The organism is Pedobacter sp. GR22-10 (genome assembly GCF_026239715.1).
Classification (GTDB): domain Bacteria; phylum Bacteroidota; class Bacteroidia; order Sphingobacteriales; family Sphingobacteriaceae; genus Pedobacter.
In genome coordinates this window covers 1,072,494-1,091,077 of record NZ_JAPIVR010000001.1, presented here as the reverse complement: position 1 = coordinate 1,091,077, position 18,584 = coordinate 1,072,494, and the positions used below count along the sequence as shown (strand labels likewise).

The 18,584-nt window shown below is 40.3% G+C and carries 11 protein-coding genes; 1 reads left to right on the top strand and 10 read right to left on the bottom strand.

Annotation, left to right across the window (positions count from 1 at the left end):
• Positions 1–145: 145 nt before the first annotated feature.
• The 8 genes from rplT to OQX64_RS04545 all read right to left on the bottom strand — a co-directional run bounded on the left by rplT (position 146) and on the right by OQX64_RS04545 (position 8,997).
• Positions 146–490 carry a 50S ribosomal protein L20 gene (rplT, locus tag OQX64_RS04580; protein ID WP_029285460.1) on the bottom strand — a complete coding sequence of 115 codons (345 nt, stop codon included), beginning with the start codon at positions 488–490 and terminating at the stop codon, positions 146–148.
• Between the two features lie 75 nt (positions 491–565).
• Positions 566–766 carry a 50S ribosomal protein L35 gene (gene rpmI / locus OQX64_RS04575; RefSeq protein ID WP_010600880.1) on the bottom strand — a complete coding sequence of 67 codons (201 nt, stop codon included), beginning with the start codon at positions 764–766 and terminating at the stop codon, positions 566–568.
• 29 nt (positions 767–795) lie between these two features.
• Positions 796–1,365 (bottom strand): translation initiation factor IF-3, encoded by a 570-nt coding sequence (gene infC / locus OQX64_RS04570; RefSeq protein ID WP_088302733.1) that lies wholly within the window; start codon positions 1,363–1,365, stop codon positions 796–798.
• Positions 1,366–1,383: 18 nt separating this feature from the next.
• Positions 1,384–3,309, bottom strand: a complete 1,926-nt coding sequence (gene thrS, locus OQX64_RS04565) for a threonine--tRNA ligase (protein ID WP_088302734.1) — start codon at positions 3,307–3,309, stop codon at positions 1,384–1,386.
• A gap of 450 nt (positions 3,310–3,759) precedes the next feature.
• The gene (locus OQX64_RS04560; RefSeq protein ID WP_265817834.1) at positions 3,760–4,650 is read right to left on the bottom strand and encodes a hypothetical protein; all 891 of its coding nucleotides are present in this window, start codon (positions 4,648–4,650) and stop codon (positions 3,760–3,762) included.
• Between the two features lie 243 nt (positions 4,651–4,893).
• Positions 4,894–5,631, bottom strand: a complete 738-nt coding sequence (locus tag OQX64_RS04555; protein WP_088302736.1) for a (Fe-S)-binding protein — start codon at positions 5,629–5,631, stop codon at positions 4,894–4,896.
• A gap of 17 nt (positions 5,632–5,648) precedes the next feature.
• On the bottom strand, positions 5,649–6,956 hold the full coding sequence (locus OQX64_RS04550; RefSeq protein ID WP_265817833.1) for an MFS transporter: 1,308 nt from the start codon (positions 6,954–6,956) through the stop codon (positions 5,649–5,651).
• Positions 6,957–7,098: 142 nt separating this feature from the next.
• Positions 7,099–8,997, bottom strand: a complete 1,899-nt coding sequence (locus tag OQX64_RS04545) for a RecQ family ATP-dependent DNA helicase (RefSeq protein WP_265817832.1) — start codon at positions 8,995–8,997, stop codon at positions 7,099–7,101.
• 169 nt (positions 8,998–9,166) lie between these two features.
• Here OQX64_RS04545 and OQX64_RS04540 point away from each other — a divergent pair, with 169 nt between their 5' ends.
• Positions 9,167–12,394: an amidohydrolase family protein gene (locus tag OQX64_RS04540; protein WP_265817831.1), complete on the top strand. Its 3,228-nt coding sequence runs from the start codon at positions 9,167–9,169 to the stop codon at positions 12,392–12,394.
• A gap of 67 nt (positions 12,395–12,461) precedes the next feature.
• On the opposite strand, the gene OQX64_RS04535 is transcribed toward OQX64_RS04540, so the two are convergent.
• Both OQX64_RS04535 and OQX64_RS04530 read right to left on the bottom strand, forming a co-directional pair.
• On the bottom strand, positions 12,462–14,657 hold the full coding sequence (locus OQX64_RS04535; RefSeq protein ID WP_265817830.1) for a B12-binding domain-containing radical SAM protein: 2,196 nt from the start codon (positions 14,655–14,657) through the stop codon (positions 12,462–12,464).
• A gap of 2,848 nt (positions 14,658–17,505) precedes the next feature.
• The gene (locus OQX64_RS04530; protein WP_265817829.1) at positions 17,506–18,582 is read right to left on the bottom strand and encodes a phytase; all 1,077 of its coding nucleotides are present in this window, start codon (positions 18,580–18,582) and stop codon (positions 17,506–17,508) included.
• Positions 18,583–18,584: the final 2 nt, after the last annotated feature.

Genomic DNA, 18,584 nt, shown 5'->3' with positions numbered 1-18,584 from the left:
TCGCAGGTTATTGCTACTTGCTTCCTCTTGAATCTCCAAAATCTGTGTGATAGTATTTTGATCGTTAAGAATTCGTATAAAACAAAAATGTTCCGATTTTCACCGGAACATTTTTAAAATATGATTGTCGCCTAAGCGAGAATTTCTATTTTACTGCATCAATTACAGCTTTGAAAGCTTCTGGGTGATTCATTGCTAAATCAGCCAATACTTTACGGTTTAAACCGATTTCTTTTGAAGCCAGTTTACCAATTAATTGAGAGTAAGAAATACCGTGCTGACGAGCACCTGCATTAATACGTTGGATCCATAATCCGCGGAATTCTCTTTTCTTAACTTTACGGTCACGGTATGCATATTGCAAACCTTTTTCTACCGTGTTTTTAGCAACTGTAAAAACTTTACTTCTTGCGCCCCAATAGCCTTTGGCCATATTAAGGACTTTTTTCCGTCTTCTTCTCGAAGCTACTGCGTTTACCGAACGTGGCATGTTGTTGTTGTTTTTTGGTAAGCGGCGTTCCTTTTTCTCGGAAACTTAAGGCCTGATACCTGGTGAATTAATAAATTACTTTCCGATGCAAAGCATACGTTTAACATTACCTGAATCTGCATCTGTTACAATTCCTGCATTTCCAAGCGCACGTTTACGTTTAGTACTCATCTTGGTTAAGATGTGACTTTTGTATGCTTTGTTTCTTTTGATTTTACCTGTTCCAGTAAGCGAAAAACGCTTTTTAGCACTGGAATTGGTTTTCATTTTTGGCATAACCTGTTTTTTAATTTATAAACCTATTTTTATTTTTTTGCTACTTTAGGCGCAACGGTCAAGAACATTCTCTTACCTTCCAATTTAGGCAATAATTCTACTTTACCCACATCTTCCAAAGCCTGGGCAAATTTTAAAAGTAAAATTTCACCCTGCTCCTTGTACACAATTGCCCTACCTTTAAAATGCACATAAGCCCGAACTTTTTCACCGTTCTCTAAAAAGCTTATTGCATGTTTCAATTTAAACTGGAAATCGTGATCATTTGTATTCGGACCAAAACGAATTTCCTTAATTACAGTTTGTTTAGCATTGGATTTAATTTCTTTCTGCTTTTTCTTTTGTTCGTAAACAAACTTACTGTAATCAATAATTCTACAAACTGGTGGTACAGCATTTGGAGAAATTTCTACCAAATCCAATTCCAGATCATCAGCAAGCGCCAAAGCTTTTGCCAAAGGATAAATCCCAGGTTCAACATTATCGCCAGCCAAACGCACTTCAGGCGATTTAATGTACTGATTAATGTTATGCTCTGCTTCTTTTTTCTTAAAAGGCGGACGTGGTCCCCTGTTAAATCCTGGTCTTCCTAATGCCAAACGTGTAACTATTTTAATTTAAACTGTTATTTCTTTTTTTAATAAAGTGTTGAACTCCTCCAACGTCATTTCCCCTAAATCTCCTTCACCATGTTTACGTACTGAAACTTTTCCATCAGCCATTTCTTTATCGCCAATAATAAGCATATAAGGGATCTTTTTAACTTCGGCATCACGGATTTTACGTCCGATTTTCTCATCTCGAAAGTCAATCAGCCCGCGAATATCGGAATTATTTAATTCATCTAAAACTTTTTTTGCATATTCTTCATATTTTTCTGAAATCGGAAGAATAATAAATTGCTCCGGACTTAGCCAAAGAGGGAAATTTCCAGCACAATGCTCAATTAAAACTGCGATGAATCTTTCCAATGAACCAAATGGCGCACGGTGAATCATTACCGGTCTGTGTTTTTGGTTATCGCTACCGGTATATTCCAGTTCAAAACGCTCTGGTAAATTATAATCTACCTGGATAGTCCCTAACTGCCATTTCCTACCCAAAGCATCTTTCACCATGAAATCCAGCTTAGGTCCGTAAAAGGCCGCTTCGCCATATTCCACCACAGTATTCAAACCTTTCTCGGCAGCAGCCTCGATAATGGATTCCTCTGCAAGTTTCCAATTCTCATCATTACCAATATACTTCGATCTATTATCCGGATCACGAAGAGATACCTGGGCAATATAATTATCAAAACCCAGCGATTTAAATACATAAAGTACTAAATCGATCACTTTTTTAAATTCTTCTTTTACCTGATCAGGGCGGCAAAATAAATGCGCGTCATCCTGAGTAAAACCTCTTACACGGGTTAAGCCATGTAACTCACCACTTTGTTCGTAACGATATACCGTACCAAATTCTGCAAAACGAACAGGTAGATCCTTGTATGATCTTGGCTTAAATTTGTACATTTCACAGTGGTGCGGACAATTCATCGGCTTTAATAAAAACTCCTCTCCTTCTTGCGGCGTTTTTATTGGCTGAAAACTATCCTTACCATATTTCTCGTAATGTCCGGAAGTGATATATAAATTCTTATTCCCTATATGTGGTGTAACTACTTGCTCATAACCGTGTTTTGCCTGCGCTTTTGTTAAAAACTGTACCAAGCGTTCTCTTAATGCAGTTCCTTTTGGCAACCACATTGGTAAGCCCATCCCTACCTTTTCTGAAAACATAAAGAGTTCTAACTCTTTTCCCAGTTTACGATGATCACGTTTTTTAGCTTCTTCAATCATGGCTAAATATTCGGTCAGCTCGCTTGCTTTAGGAAAAGTTACACCATAAATACGGGTTAACTGTTTTTTAGTTTCATCACCGCGCCAGTAAGCACCGGCGACGTTCATCAGTTTTACGGCTTTAACGAAACCGGTATTGGGAATATGCGGACCACGGCATAAATCAGTAAACTGGCCCTGAGAATAGAAAGTAATTTTTCCATCTTCCAAACCCTCAATCAAATCCAGTTTATATTCGTCGCCTTTTTCGGTAAAATATTTGATTGCATCCGCTTTGCTTACACTTTCACGGGTGAAAGTTTCCTTTTGCTTAGCCAGTTCGATCATTTTAGTTTCGATGGCCTTGAAATCATCAGAAGAAAACTCCTTGTCGCCGAAATCTACATCGTAATAAAAACCAGTTTCAATGGCCGGACCAATACCGAATTTTGTTCCCGGATAAATTGCTTCTAAAGCCTCAGCCATTAAGTGGGCTGATGAATGCCAGAAAGTCGATTTACCGGCAGTATCATTCCAGGTTAGCAATTTTACTGAAGAATCAGCTTCAATTGGGCGTGTGGCATCCCAAACTTCGCCATTAACCTCGGCAGCTAAAACATTACGGGCTAAACCCTCAGAAATGGATAGTGCAATTTGATGGGCAGATGTGCCCTGTTCATACTGACGAACGGAGCCGTCAGGTAAAGTAATATTAATCATCTACAACTATGATTTGTTCCTTATTCAGTATTAAAATTTCGGAACGGTTTAAAAATATGGTGAATTCTAAATCACATACAAAGTGATTTTTATTGCTGCGAAGATAAGAAAATTTATCTCATCGTTATTTGAGACGGCGAAATATTTTGAGAAATTTAAGGTGGTTGATTACAGTAGACATATCCTGAATCAAGTTCAGGAAGATGCTCGTGGACTACGCTGAAGTGCAGGAATGATTCGGCAGGAAACATGCCGGGAAAATTGCGCTTCATGCCTTAATATTTCAAATAAAATCCAGATTTGAATCGAGTTTAGGAGGACGCCCAAGGGAGGAGTACATGAGAACGGACGAAATAATTACTTCTAAAACTTCTTAGAAATTAACCCTTTTTAAAGATAAAAGCCTTTCAAAATAAATCTGAAAGGCCTCTATAATACATTTTTCCAATTTTAATTCCCTGGAACAACAATTCGCTGAACACCACCACGTGGCCTGTTTTGCCTGAAACGCTTCATCATATTGTCCATTTTAACTTTATATTCCGCTTCAGTAATTAACCTTGCTTTCTTTGGAGGTGTAACATCTTTAGTGCTTACGCCCCTATATTCAATACTTTTGGCAATGGTTGAACTACCTCTTCCTTCAATAGCCAAAACTGTACCTTCTGTCCACATTTTAGGATTTGGAGAAAAATTAAATCCAAGATCATTCGTATACCAGAGATGTGTTTCTTCAGTTACGTCTTTATCCATATCCAGAATTTTAACTGATCTGGTTGATTTGACAATGACCTCTTTACAATCAAACCCAATGATTTTTTTTGTAGCACCCGTTTTTAAAACTTCTATTTTTGGAGCTGCAACCGGTTTAGGTTTTGAAGTATCACCAGGTGCTCCGCCCATTCTAAATGAGCTAATCGAACCAGAAGCAGACAGTTCCAATTTACTTGGCATATAATAGGTGGTATCATTTAAATCAAAAACTTCAGTAAGCTTTTGATCTGCAAAATTATAATAGTATTCCCGGTTGCCGCCACCTCCACCGAAACGCATCATCATTCTGCCCATTCCGCCGCCGCCACCCGCACCATTGCTATCTTCCATATCTTCAACAGCCATGTAACTTGCCTGGGTGGCCGTAAACAACAATTCGAAATTGCTCTTACTGGCCGAAGGCATTCTAGCTTTCATCTGATCCGGAATCTGCATGCCACTTGCTGCTGCCATAGCTGCCGGATCGATGGTGGTTTCAAACTGAATGGCACCCGAAGTTTTCTTTTGTGCATCTGCAACGGATAAAAGGCAAGTAATCCCTATCAGTGCTAAAAATATTTTTTTCATTTTTTGAATGTGTTTTTTTAATCATTAAGAGGCAAATAAATCTGATTTTTTTAGGCTTATAATTGCTGCTTCTTAATTTCTTTTGGATACAATCGGATCAAAAAGGTTTAATGACCTTTGGGTTTTGTTTGGCGTTTGGCGTTTGGCGTTTGGCGTTTGGCGTTTGGCGTTTAAGGAAAATTTTAATTAATGCGAGTAGTTTGTATTAAACGCTACTTTACGGAAACATTTATGCTGACGAAATTAATATTCAGTACTTTCCAGCCAGCCATTACACAAAACATCAGCAAGGTGCATGGTTTTGATGGGCAGGTTATTTTTTTCAATGTAGCCTTGTAAATGCAATAAGCAGGATAAATCTGTTGAAATAATGTAATCAGCATGTTGTGCCATGGCGTGATTTACTTTTTGTTCGGCCATTGCAGAAGAAATCGCATCGAATTTAACCGCAAAGGTACCTCCAAAACCACAGCACATATCTGTATCCTCCATTTCCAGCATTTCCAAACCATGAACTTTTGAAAGCAACTGACGGGGTTCGTCTTTAATTTTACATTCACGTAAAGCACTGCACGAATCGTGGTAAACGGCCTTACCTTCCAGCTCTGCGCCGAAATAATCTTTTTTCGCTACGTTGATCAAAAAGTCTGAAAGTTCCCAGATATTAGATTGTAAATTCCTGCATTTGTTGTGCACGATCGTATTGGTAAACAAATCATTATAGCCACCCTTTACCATGCCTACACAGGAGGCAGAAGGTGCCACTACATAAGTATTTTCTGAAAAATCATTTAAAAATTTAGTACCTACTTCTTTTGCTTCATCCCAGTAACCGGCATTATAGGCTGGCTGCCCGCAACACGTTTGTTTGGAATTATAGCTAACCTCACAGCCTGATTTTTCTAATAACCTTAACGTATTAAAGGCGGTTTCGGGATAGAGCTGATCTACAAAACAAGGCACAAATAATTCTACTTTCATCATATTTCAGGGCAAACTTACGGTTTTACTATTTCTTTGCTTTCGTTTTTTCTTAAGATCAGCAAAAAGATTAAACCAATGATGAAAAATGATGCCAAAGCAATAATGGAATAGCGAATATTACCTGTTAAATCTTCAATATAGGCAAAACTAAATAACCCGATTACAATAGCCAGTTTCTCCGTAACATCATAAAAACTAAAAAATGAGGTGGTATCTGGTGTATTTAAGGGCAAATATTTAGAATAGGTAGAACGGGATAGCGACTGAATTCCACCCATAATCAGTCCCACAATCGCGGCCATAGCATAAAACTGGTATTCGTTGGTAATGTTGTAGCCATATACGCAACAGCCGATCCAAACCAGCACCACCATGATTAAAACATTCACATTACCCACCTTTTTAGCCAGAAACGACATCAGTAATGCTCCCGGAATAGCAACGAGTTGAATAATTAAGATCACCGCGATTAACTTTGCTGTTCCTAATTTTAATGTTTTTTCGGCAAAACCTGCAGCAGCCAGCATGATGGTTTGAACACCCATTGAATAAAAGAAAAAAGAAAATAGAAAACCTTTTAGTCTTTTAATTTGCTTCAGCTGTTTCCAAACCTTCGATAATTCACTAAAGCCATCTTTAAAGATATTGGTTTTGATTTTAGTTACCTGGGGAGTTCCGTTTGGCAGCACATGAAACGGAATTTGGGAAAATGCGATCCACCACACCCCTACCAGTAAGAATGACAATCTCGGCGGAAAGGAGGCATCTGTAATACCGAACCACTCTGGCTTTAATACAAATAAAAAACAAATCAGCTGAAGCAAAACAGAGCCGATATATCCATAAGAAAAGCCCTGTGCACTTACCCGGTCCTGGTGTTCTTCTGTCGCGATTTCAGGGAGGTATGCATTACTAAACAACACCCCACCAATATAGCCCATTGCAGCCAGTACAAAAAATATGATACTCATTTCAAGGGTATCCAGCTTAAAGAAATATAAGGCCATGCAAGCCAGGCCACCCATGTATGTGAAAAATTTCATGAATGATTTTTTATTTCCCCTCCTGTCGGCAATAGAAGAAAGTATGGGCAGGGCCAAAGCCATAATCAGATATGCAAATGATAGCGCATAGTTAGAAAGCGATGTATTAACAAAATGTCTTCCAAAAAAGGTAACCTGATCACCATGTTCTTTAGTTGTGGTGATAATAGTATAGTAAGCTGGAAAAATTGTGGACGTAATTACGAGATTGTAGGCCGAATTTGCCCAGTCGAAGAAAGCCCATGAACGGATGGTTTTCTTATTGTTTTTTTCTATCATTTATATTTTCGCTTCGCGGAAGATTACACAGATTGATATGATTAATACAAAACTAATATTTTACCGATAATTATGGTTAACAGTTCTCAATTTACAATTAATAGTTTTCAAATCTCAAATCTGGCATCGCAAATCTATCTTTTTACGCCTCCAGATAATATTTCTTTCCATCCGTTTTAATTTTACCTGCGTCTAATAATTCCCGAATGGCATCGATCCGTTCATTTTCAGTACCCTTCTTAATGGCGGTTACCAAATCATCCAGCGTAAAGGCCTGTTGCTGCAATAAAGAAATGATTTCGAAGTCAATTTCATCATTGATCAGCTGGTCGTTTTCAGCTTTTTTTTCAGCTAGGCAAACATCGCAAACGCCACATTTTGAAGCATGATGTTCATCAAAATAAGCCAGTAACTGAATGCTGCGGCAAATATTTGTTGAAGCATAGCTGATTACTGCATTTATCTGCTTCAGCAGAATTTCTTTACGCAATTCGAGATACTTTACATCTAAATCAAAATGATCCATATCCACACGTGGACTGACATATTGCAACTGTGGCTGGTCGGTTTGCTGAATATAAGTAAGCAGTTCCAGCGATTGTAATTTATGCAGTAGGGCAATGATATCCTTATAAGACAAACCTGTTTTTTTGGCCAGATCTGCTTCATTGATGCTGATAAAGCCATCAAAAGCACCTCCATGTGATCTTAAAATGGTTTTAATAATACCATCGTAAGCCTTGTTTTCGATCTGAAACCTGTAAATATCTTCATGACTGGCGATAAACATCATTCTGGAGGATAGAAAAACACTTTCTGACAGGGTAAGGTAGCCATCATGTTCCAGAAACTTGAGGGCAGATATCGTTTTTAATACACTGATGTTAAAACGCTTGCAAAAATCAGCTATATCAAAAGTAAAAGTAAGGCCTTCGCCCGCACCAAAAGCCAGCTGAAAGTAGCTGCCCAGATAATGGTAGGTTTTTCGGATATCATCAGGAGCAGGAAAACTGTCAATATAGCGTGATTCCAGGTTCAAGATATCAGATTGATTGGCCAATAAAACGGCGTAACTTCTTTTCTCATCCCTTCCGGCCCTCCCCGCTTCCTGATAATAAGCTTCCAGGCTTTCGGGTAAATCCAGGTGTACCACAGTACGCACGTCAGCCTTGTCAATCCCCATTCCAAAAGCATTTGTGGCCACCATAATACGGGTCTTATTTAGTTTCCAGTCTTCCTGCTTTTTAAATCTGACATCCCTTTCTAAACCAGCATGGTAAAAATCAGCCTTGACCTGATTGCGGTTTAAAAAATTGGAAACTTCAGCCGTTTCACGCCTGTTGCGCACATATACCAAACCTGTGCCCTTCACATTTGTACAAATGTCCAGTAGTTTTTTATACTTATCTTCTTTATTAAAAACAACATAGCTCAGGTTATCGCGAGCAAAACTTTTCACAAAAACCTGCGGATCAGTCATCTCCAGCTTATCCATGATATCTTGTCTAACAAAAGCCGTTGCCGTAGCAGTGAGTGCCAATACCGGTACTTCGGGATGAATTTCCCTGAGCCTGGCAATTTGCTGGTATGGCGGCCGAAAATCATATCCCCATTGGGAAATACAATGCGCTTCATCAACTGCAATAAGATTGACATTCATATAAGAAATCCGCACACGAACCAATTCAGCTAATAGTCTTTCAGGAGACAGGTAAAGGAACTTGATCTTACCGTAGATACAGTTATCCAGTAAAATATCAATTTCGCGCTTTCCCATCCCTGCATAAATGGCTATGGCTTCAATTCCCCTTGATTTCAGGTTTTCCACCTGATCTTTCATCAGGGCGATTAAGGGCGAAACGACAATACAAATGCCTTCTTTTACCAATGCGGGAACCTGAAAACAAACCGATTTACCTCCTCCGGTGGGTAGAAGTGCTAAACTGTCTTTTCCCTCCAGAACAGAATTGATAATATCCTGCTGGAGCGGTCGGAAGGCTGGATAACCCCAGTATTTTTGTAAAATTTCTATGGCTGTCATAAATCGGCGGCATCAAAACTATAAAATTTATATGTAAAGCAATAGCATATTTACAATTGGATCAAAACCATCTTGCAAAAGATTATTAACTTTGTTAAATACGTCAATAAATGCTGGAAAATCAGTTCACTGAAATTATTTACTTGATTAAAAATGTCCTTAATATAAAATGAAAAACCTTTACTTTTTTTCTGCGCTCTCTCTTTTATTTTTCACTTCAAATGCCCAGGAAAAAAAATGGGATGTAGAAAAATATCAGGGTACAACCAAGAATTTTACGCTAAATACGGATGAAGGTACCTGGATGAACCTGGATGTGAGTCCGGATGGCCAGGAAATCGTTTTTGATTTATTGGGTGATATCTACACCCTGCCCATTTCCGGTGGCCAGGCCAAATTAATCAGCGGTGGCATTGCTTACGATGTTCAGCCAAGGTTTAGTCCGAATGGCAAATATATTTCTTACACCAGCGATAAAAGTGGTGGTGATAACATCTGGATTATGAGCCGCGATGGCTCTGATAAAAAGCAGGTAACAAAGGAAAACTTCAGGCTCTTAAATAACGCTACCTGGATGCCAAACAGTGAATACCTGATCGCCCGTAAGCATTTTACCGCCAGTCGCTCATTAGGTGCCGGTGAAATGTGGATGTACAATATAAACGGCGGTGAAGGTGTTCAGCTTACCAAACGGAAAAATGACCAGCAGGATGCCGGTGAACCCAACGTTTCACCCGATGGAAGATATGTCTACTTCAGTGAAGATGTAAGTCCCGGACCAGATTTTGAATACAGTAAAGACCCGAATGGCACCATTTATGCCATCCGCCAGCTGGATTTAACCACCGGAAAATTAACCACATTTATTAATGAGCAAGGGGGCGCCTGCCGTCCTCAGGTTTCACCGGATGGAAATCTGATCGCTTTTGTGAAAAGGGTCCGTTTGAAATCTACACTATATGTACAAAATATTAAAACAGGTGAAGAATGGCCTGTAAACGAAGATTTATCTCACGATCAGCAGGAAACCTGGGCTATTTTTGGTGTTTACCCGAATTTCGCCTGGACACCTGACAGCAAAAGCCTCGTGTTTTACGCTAAAGGAAAAATCAGGAAGACAGAAATTGGAACGCTGATCAATTCAACCATTCCGTTTCAGGCAAACACTGTTCAAACCATACAGCAGGCTTTACATTTTGAGCAGCAGGTATTTAGCAAAGATTTTTCAGCAAAAATGCTCAGGCAGTTAAGTACATCACCAGATGGTAAAACCATTATTTTTAACGCAGCCGGATATCTTTATAAACAAGAATTGCCCAATGGAACACCCGAACGTTTAACCAATGGATTGGATTTTGAATTTGAGCCGGCATTTAGTCCGGATGGCAGGTTTGTAGTATACACCACCTGGAGCGACGAACTCCGCGGAGCCATTAAAAGAACCGATCTAAAATCTGGAAAAACCATTAGCTTAAGCGACGAAAAAGGTTTTTATTATTCGCCTCAATATTCTACCAAAGGTGATAAAATTGTGTTCAGAAAAGGTAGTGGAAATGATGTGCTGGGCTATAATTATGGTCGTGGAACCGGAATTTTCATCATGCCGGCAAACGGTGGGGCTAAAACGCTTGTTTCTGATAATGGCATCCGTCCGCAGTTTAACAATACCGATACGCGGATTTATTTTCAAAGTTATGCTGAAGGAAAGAAAGCCCTGAAAAGCATTGATCTAAATGGCGGAAATGAAAGAACACATTTCACATCCCAATATGCCAATCAGTTTGTCATCAGTCCGGATAATAAATGGCTGGCTTTTAACGAGCTCTTCAATGTGTATATTACCCCAATGATCAATATTGGAACCGCCCAGGATGCATCAGCAGGAAACAAAGCCATTCCGGTGGCCAAAATTACCACAGATGGCGGAACATACATCCAATGGAGTGCCGACAGTAAAAACCTGCACTGGACTTTAGGACCTAAATATTTTACGGTAGATGTAAACCGTTCCTTTAATTTTGATGGCAGCTCGCCAAAAATTCAGGCCACTTCAGTTGATATTAACCTGGTTCTAAAATCAGATGTACCTACTGGTATGGTGGCATTAAAAGGTGCCAGAATTATCTCCATGAAAGGCGACGAAGTAATTGAAAACGGAACCATATTAACTGATGGTAATAAAATTACGGCCATTGGTAAAACTGATGCGGTTACGATTCCGGCCAATGCAAAAGTGATTGATGTGAATGGAAAAACCATTATGCCCGGTATAATTGATGTACATGCGCATCTACGCACAAGTCCTGACGGGATTTCACCACAAAGCGACTGGAGTTACCTGGCCAACCTGGCCTTTGGAGTTACAACATCACATGATCCATCCAGCAATACGGAAATGGTATTCAGCCAGAGTGAAATGCTGAAAGCAGGCAGGATGATTGGTCCGAGGGTTTATTCAACCGGTTCGATTTTATATGGTGCCGATGGAGATTTCAAAGTAGTGATTAATAGTTTAGATGATGCCTTGGCCAATCTTAAGCGTTTAAAGGCCGTGGGTGCATTTTCCGTAAAATCATATAATCAACCCCGCAGAGAGCAGCGCCAGCAAATTCTGGAAGCAGCAAGACAGTTAAAAATGGAAGTGGTGCCTGAGGGTGGTTCCACATTTTTTCATAATATGAATATGATTGTGGACGGACATACGGGCATTGAGCATAGTATACCGGTTTTACCTGTTTATAAAGATGTCACCACACTATGGAACAATACAGATGTGGCCTATACCCCTACTTTAATTGTGGCCTATGGAGGCCAGTGGGGCGAAAATTACTGGTATGATCGAACCAATGTATGGGAAAACGAAAAGTTAATGACTTATACGCCGCGTTCCATTATTGATGCCAGGGCCAGACGCCGAACAACTTCTGAATACAGTGACTACAACCATATTGATATTGCTAAGGCTGCCAAACAAATTGCCAATGGAGGTACTAAAGTAAACCTGGGCGCACATGGCCAAATCCAGGGTTTGGGCGCACACTGGGAATTGTGGATGTTTGTACAAGGTGGATTTACACCGCTGCAGGCAATTAGAAATGCCACTTTAAATGGTGCAGCTTATTTAGGGATGAATAAAGAACTTGGCTCTTTGGAAGTTGGAAAACTGGCCGATATGGTGATTATGGATGCCAATCCCCTGGATGATATCCGTAATTCAGAAAAAATCAAATACGTGATGATTAATGGCCGGCTATATGATAGTGCAACCATGAATGAGGTTGGCACCAGGGAAAAGCTCCGCAGTAAATTATGGTTCGAAAATGCCAGGGGAAATGGATACATCGTGCCAAATGGTGAATCTGAAACCTGGACTTTTACGGTTCCGCATTGTGACTAAATTGTATCCCGCAGATTAATAAGATTTATGCAGGTGTTTGTAATCTGCGGGGAAACTTATAAAAAAATTAAAGCACCAACAAACCAAATTCCCTCAAATTGTTGACTGGTTTTGAATACCAGAACAATTCGAAGTTTTCCATCCCTGTTTCAAAATCAGCTTTAACATCGGCGAAAGTATAAACCGTTTCTCTTTCAATTGAAATTTTTTGAAGAATAGCACGCAACCATTCGCCTTCATTTCTATTGGTTTGAATGGTAAATGTTTGCTTTTTATCATGAAAAGTAAGCGTTGTCATTTCCCACGAATTTCCTTTTTTGGTTTTAGTAAAATAATCTATTTCAGGATTATTACCTAACCAAACTACTTTTGCTGTAGTCTTCGTATTGAATTGTTGATCTTCGTTTAAGGCAATTTCAATAAAGTCTTCCGGGATTTTTGTCCTGGGAATCTTAAAATCAAACCAGTCCTGAAGATCATAATCAAAGCAGATGCCGTGCATGAAGTTGAACAATGACTTTTTTAATCCAAAGCTGAATTTATTATGATCGATTCCTGTTCTATCGGTATAATTAATGTCGTTATTGGCAAAGGTTCCGATGATTTCTGAATCTTTTATTACGCCAAATTTTTCAGGATATAATCCCACCGGACTATGTGCCGTCATGGCGAACTGATGCCAGAAACCGGATTGCAGGATACCTGCTTCAAATAACTGCCTGACCATTTCAAGGCTATCTACCGTTTCCTGGATGGTTTGTGTAGGATAACCGTACATTAAATAAGCATGTACCATAATACCTGCTTCGGTAAAGTTCCGGGTTACCCGGGCTACCTGTTCAACCGTTACGCCTTTTTCAATCAGTTTAAGTAAGCGATCTGAGGCAACTTCTAATCCACCTGAAACAGCAATACAACCCGATGCCTTTAAAAGCAAACATAAATCTGCGGTAAAACTTTTCTCGAACCGGATATTGGTCCACCAGGTAACAGCCAGTTTACGCCGGAGAATTTCCAGGGCCACCTCACGCATCAGGGCTGGTGGTGCGGCTTCGTCCACAAAATGGAATCCGTTTTGTCCGGTTTTAATGGATAATTCCTCAATCCGGTCTACAATCTGCTTTGCCTGAACTGGTTCATAAACTTTAATGTAATCCAGTGAAATATCGCAGAAGGTGCACTTACCCCAATAACAGCCATGGGCCATGGTTAACTTATTCCACCTGCCATCGCTCCACATGCGGTGCATTGGGTTCACGATTTCAATCACTGAGATGTATTGATCCAGCAATAAACCTGAATAATCCGGTGTACCAACATCAGCCTGTTTATAATCTTTGCGGAAGGAATCATTTCTGTAAACTACTTTTCCGTTTTCCAGCAGAAAAGTACGTTTATAGAGCTGCATCTCTTTTGGAACTCTTCCACTGATGTTCTCAATAAGCAATTCTATCGGCAACTCACCATCATCCAGGGTGATGAAATCAAAAAATTCAAAAACCCGCGTATCTGAAAGGGAGCGCAATTCTGTATTTGGAAAACCGCCACCCATGGAAATTTTAATTTGGGGATGATGTTTTTTAACCCACTGTGCAGCGCGGAATGCACTATACAAATTCCCGGGAAAGGGAACTGAAATCAGAAATAGCTCCGGCTGAACTTTTTCGATATGTTCTTTTAAAATGGAAATCAGGAGCTGATCAATATAACTGGGAGCCTGCGCCAGTGTAGTATACAATTCGTCAAAGGAATTAGCACTTCTGCCCAGTCGTTCTGCATATCGGCTGAAACCAAAATTCTCATCCACACATTCTACAATATAATCTGAAAGATCTTCGAGATAGAGTGTCGCCAGATGCTTGGCTTTATCTTGTGTACCCATGGCACCAAAGGCCCAGTCAAGCTCTTCCAGCTGTGAAAACCGTGATGCCTCCGGCAGAAAATCACTGCTGCAAATCTGTAAGGCTAAAGTTGGATTTTTACCCTGAAGAAAATGAATAACCGTATCAATGGTTTTCAGGTACTCATTTTTTAAAGCGAGTATTCGCTTTGAATTGGCACTTAGCGGTTTTGTTACAGGCGTAGCAAATAATGAGGTTAAGCCGTTCTTAGAAAACATTTTGAGGATCACCTCAATACCTAGATCAGCCTGGGTAGCACTGATATTTTTAGTATTCAGAAAGCCTTTTATATATGCCGATGCCGGATAGGGTGTATTCAGTTGGGTAAAAGGTGGCGTGATGATAAAAAGTTCTGTCTTCAAAGGAAATATTTAAAACACAAAAGTACGGGATTTTGTAGATTTTAAATCATTGATGATGTTTTCTTAAATCTTTTGAATTAAATATGAGTAAATAATGAATGAAAGTATTCTATCATAGTTTATATTTTTTACAATTATAGATATGCCAATTTATTATGTAAATACCTTTAAAACATAAAAGCACCCAAATAGTATGCCTTATACTTTCTAATGTGCATTATATAGTTAATCATGAACATATCAGACATGGAATCATTTAAGACCAAAAGCACAAGGCTAAAAATGAAAAACAACTCTATCAAACCAGCATTGATATTCTAATGTGCCTTATGTGGTTAAACCTGACTTTTTTGATAATTTCATTTTTTTAAGATCAGCCAAATACTATGTCTTTGGACTACCAGACGAAGTGTTCTCTATTTACCGCTAACATATAAACACCTATTAGCATAATTATCATCCAGCTCATAAGGGCATGTTATAGGATATGGTGATACATGAGGTTTAAACTAACCTGTAAAGGAAAAGTAAACCTTGGCAAAGCACACCTCGTCATCTCGACAGCAATGTAGATATCTTTTTGATCCCCCAAAAGTGGCCAGCTGAAAACATCCCTATTGACAATTATACAATAAGATTACTTCGCTGGCTGAAAAAGCCGCCTCGAAATGACGATTTAACTAATCATCTGCATTCCGCTATAGCCACCACGCTATCTGCACCCTGCTACCGGCCTGGGAGATGATGGCAGGAGAGGCCGTTGAAATTTTTGCACCTCCGTTCAAATGACCCTACTGCCCAAGGTAGCACACACGGCTCCCTCGAAATTAATCTTTATGACCAAACAAAATCGAGTCCTTGTGCTAACGCCATTAAAATTTCGACGCACTAATCCAACATCAGGTCCTAGCCTTTTAGTTATGCCTTGGTGTTTGTTGTTTTTATAGGTAGTCATGCTTTCACTGCGCTCAGGTTTGTTTCTTTTGGGCTACGCCAAAAGAAAGAGCCCATCGGCGGCAGCCAGCCAAGGCAAGCCAGAGCATGGGGCAAAATAAAAAAGTACAGCAGAGTAGTGAAAGCATTAAGGTTCCAGCCTGCACGGGAATGACGATCTCATTAGAAAAATTTTTAAAAGGTAACATACAAAGATCTCTCCACTGCGGTCGAGATGACGATTGATCCTGAATGAAATTACGCGTAACATTCCTCTGCTACCGGCCTGGCATATTTTCGCAGAAAAAAGCACGAAAATCTATGCACTTCCGCTCATTAACCCACAACCCAAGGCAGAATCAAGCTTGTGCGCTGGGATAAGAAAGGGGTAAGAAGCCTAGAGGCTGCCGCAATAAAGATTTTCGTAGCTTTTTACAAGAAAGGATGCAAGCCTTGGGTTTTTGTTTCTTTTGGGCTAAGCCAAAAGAAAGAGCCCATCGGCGGCAGCCAGCCGAGGCAAGCCAGAGCATGGGGCAAAATAAAAAAGTACAGCGGAATAGGGAAAGCATTAAGGTTCCCACCTGCACGGGAATGAAGATCGCATTAGAAAAATTTTTAGAAGGTTAAGTACAAAGATCTCTCCACTGCGGTCGAGACGACGATTGATCCTGAATGAAATTATTCGTAACATTCCTCTGCTCCCTGCTACCGGCCTGGCAGATTTTCGCAGAAAAAAGCACGAAAATCTATGCACTTCCGCTCATTAACCCACAACCCAAGGCAGAATCAAGCTTGTGTGCTGGGATAAGAAAGGGGTAAGAAGCCTAGAGGCTGCCGCAATAAAGATTTTCGTAGCTTTTTACAAGAAAGGATGCAAGCCTTGGGTTTTTGTTTCTTTTGGGCTAAGCCAAAAGAAAGAGCCCCTCGGCGGCGGTGAGCCGAGGCAAGCCAGAGCATGGGGCAAAATAAAAAAGTACAGCAGAATAGTGAAGGCATTAAGGTTCCAGCCTGCGTGGGAATGAAGGACGTGTCAGAAATATTTTTAAAGGTTAGGTACAAAGATCTCTCCACTTCGGTCGAGATGACGATTGATCCTGAATGAAATTACGCGTAACATTCCTCTGCTACCGGCCTGGCAGATTTTAGCAGAAAAAAGCACTAAAATCTATGCACTTCCGCTCATTAACCCACAACCCAAGGCAGAATCAAGCTTGTGCGCTGGGATAAGAAAGGGGTAAGAAGCCTAGAGGCTGCCGGAATCAAGATTTTCGTAGCTTTTTACAAGAAAGTATGCAAGCCTTTGGGTTTTTGTTTCTTTTGGGCTAAACCAAAAGAAAGAGCCCCTCGGCGGCGGTGAGCCGAGGCAAGCCAGAGCATGGGGCAAAATAAAAAAGTACAGCGGAATAGTGAAAGCATTAAGGTTCACGCCTGTGTGGGAATGAAGGACGTGTCAGAAATATTTTTAAAGGTTAAGTACAAAGATCTCTCCACTTCGGTCGAGATGACGATTGAATGAAATTATGCGTAACATTCCTCTGCTACCGGCCTGGCAGATTTTCGCACAAAAAAGCACGAAAATCTATGCACTTCCGCTCATTAACCCACAACCCAAGGCAGAATCAAGCTTGTGCGCTGGGATAAGAAAGGGGTAAGAAGCCTAGAGGCTGCCGCAATAAAGATTTTCGTAGCTTTTTACAAGAAAGGATGCAAGCCTTGGGTTTTTGTTTCTTTTGGGCTAAGCCAAAAGAAAGAGCCCATCGGCGGCAGCCAGCCGAAAACAACTCCTGCCAGTAATTACGGCAAAAGATTGCTTTCCCTAAAGGTCTGGACAGGCTGCCGGCTGAAAAAGCCGGCAAAGCAACGATGGCCTAACCGATGATTCTTTATAGGCTTACCTACAAATGCTCATCCTAAACTAGCGATTCACGTTAAGCCTTTTCCCGGCAAGGTCTTCCCAACGGTAAAAATGAAAGGTCTTATCATCACTCATGGCCACCAGCAAACCATGTTTAAAATCAGCATTTAAAGGTACTGAAACCACATCAATTCCGTCGGTTTGGTTAGCCGCATATTTTAGGGTGCTTAACAGCGGGTGCTGGTTTGGCGTACCATCTTTGCCTGTTCTGCCATATACCTTTAACTGCCTGCCCCCCTGATCTGAAACTAAAATATATCCCTTATTACCTGGGGTTTTATAAATAGCAATCCCTTCATTATCTACGGCAAAATCACCCTGCCCAAACAATGCCAGCTGTTGGTTGCCTTTTGCCGGATCTGCATAATATTTCCGAATGCCAAACTGTTCGTCACAGTAATACACAAAACCCAATTCATTATCTACTGCAATAGCCTCAATTTCCTTTTTGCCGCTGTAGCTGCCAAACTTCCGCACTAAATCTGCCTTTACATGCCCATGGCCATCATCCTTTAAAAGGTATTGCCATAAATATCCACCTTCATTCGGCCCGGATTTCCGACCAACTATGACATAAATTTGCCCTTTAGGATCAGTATACATCGAAATCCCCATCAGGTCGCGGTATTCTGCCCCGGTTTCCCCGACAAAAACCGGGATGCCACCATTATCAACAGGTGTCATATCAGGCAAGCTGTACATCCGCAGTTTGTGCGTATAGCGTTCGGTAGTTACGGCAATATCAGTCTTTTTACCGTTCAGATTTAAACCATAAGCAATATCCACATTATTGGGCCGCTTTAAACCCTTAACTGTTTTCGATTTGATGATCTTTCCTTTCAGGTCAAAAACATATAATCCGCCATTGGTATCTTTATCCGTACCAATCACCAATGATTTTGCCGGATTGGCCTTATTAACCCAGATGGCCGGGTCATCGCTATCAAAAGCAACCGGATCGGATACATATAAAGGTTTTACTTCATTATTATTTATTTGCTGCGCGCCGCCATTACAGGAAAGGCTTAGGCTTAACACCACAACTGATGCGATGTATATGAGGTTTCTGTGCTTCATTT

Excerpts from the sequence above, each read along its gene's own strand:
- rplT (WP_029285460.1), bottom strand. The coding sequence starts at position 490 with ATGCCACGTTCGGTAAACGCAGTAGCTTCGAGAAGAAGACGGAAAAAA.
- rpmI (WP_010600880.1), bottom strand. The coding sequence starts at position 766 with ATGCCAAAAATGAAAACCAATTCCAGTGCTAAAAAGCGTTTTTCGCTT.
- thrS (WP_088302734.1), bottom strand. The coding sequence starts at position 3,309 with ATGATTAATATTACTTTACCTGACGGCTCCGTTCGTCAGTATGAACAG.
- OQX64_RS04560 (WP_265817834.1), bottom strand. The coding sequence starts at position 4,650 with ATGAAAAAAATATTTTTAGCACTGATAGGGATTACTTGCCTTTTATCC.
- OQX64_RS04555 (WP_088302736.1), bottom strand. The coding sequence starts at position 5,631 with ATGAAAGTAGAATTATTTGTGCCTTGTTTTGTAGATCAGCTCTATCCC.
- OQX64_RS04550 (WP_265817833.1), bottom strand. The coding sequence starts at position 6,956 with ATGATAGAAAAAAACAATAAGAAAACCATCCGTTCATGGGCTTTCTTC.
- OQX64_RS04545 (WP_265817832.1), bottom strand. The coding sequence starts at position 8,997 with ATGACAGCCATAGAAATTTTACAAAAATACTGGGGTTATCCAGCCTTC.
- OQX64_RS04540 (WP_265817831.1), top strand. The coding sequence starts at position 9,167 with ATGAAAAACCTTTACTTTTTTTCTGCGCTCTCTCTTTTATTTTTCACT.
- OQX64_RS04530 (WP_265817829.1), bottom strand. The coding sequence starts at position 18,582 with ATGAAGCACAGAAACCTCATATACATCGCATCAGTTGTGGTGTTAAGC.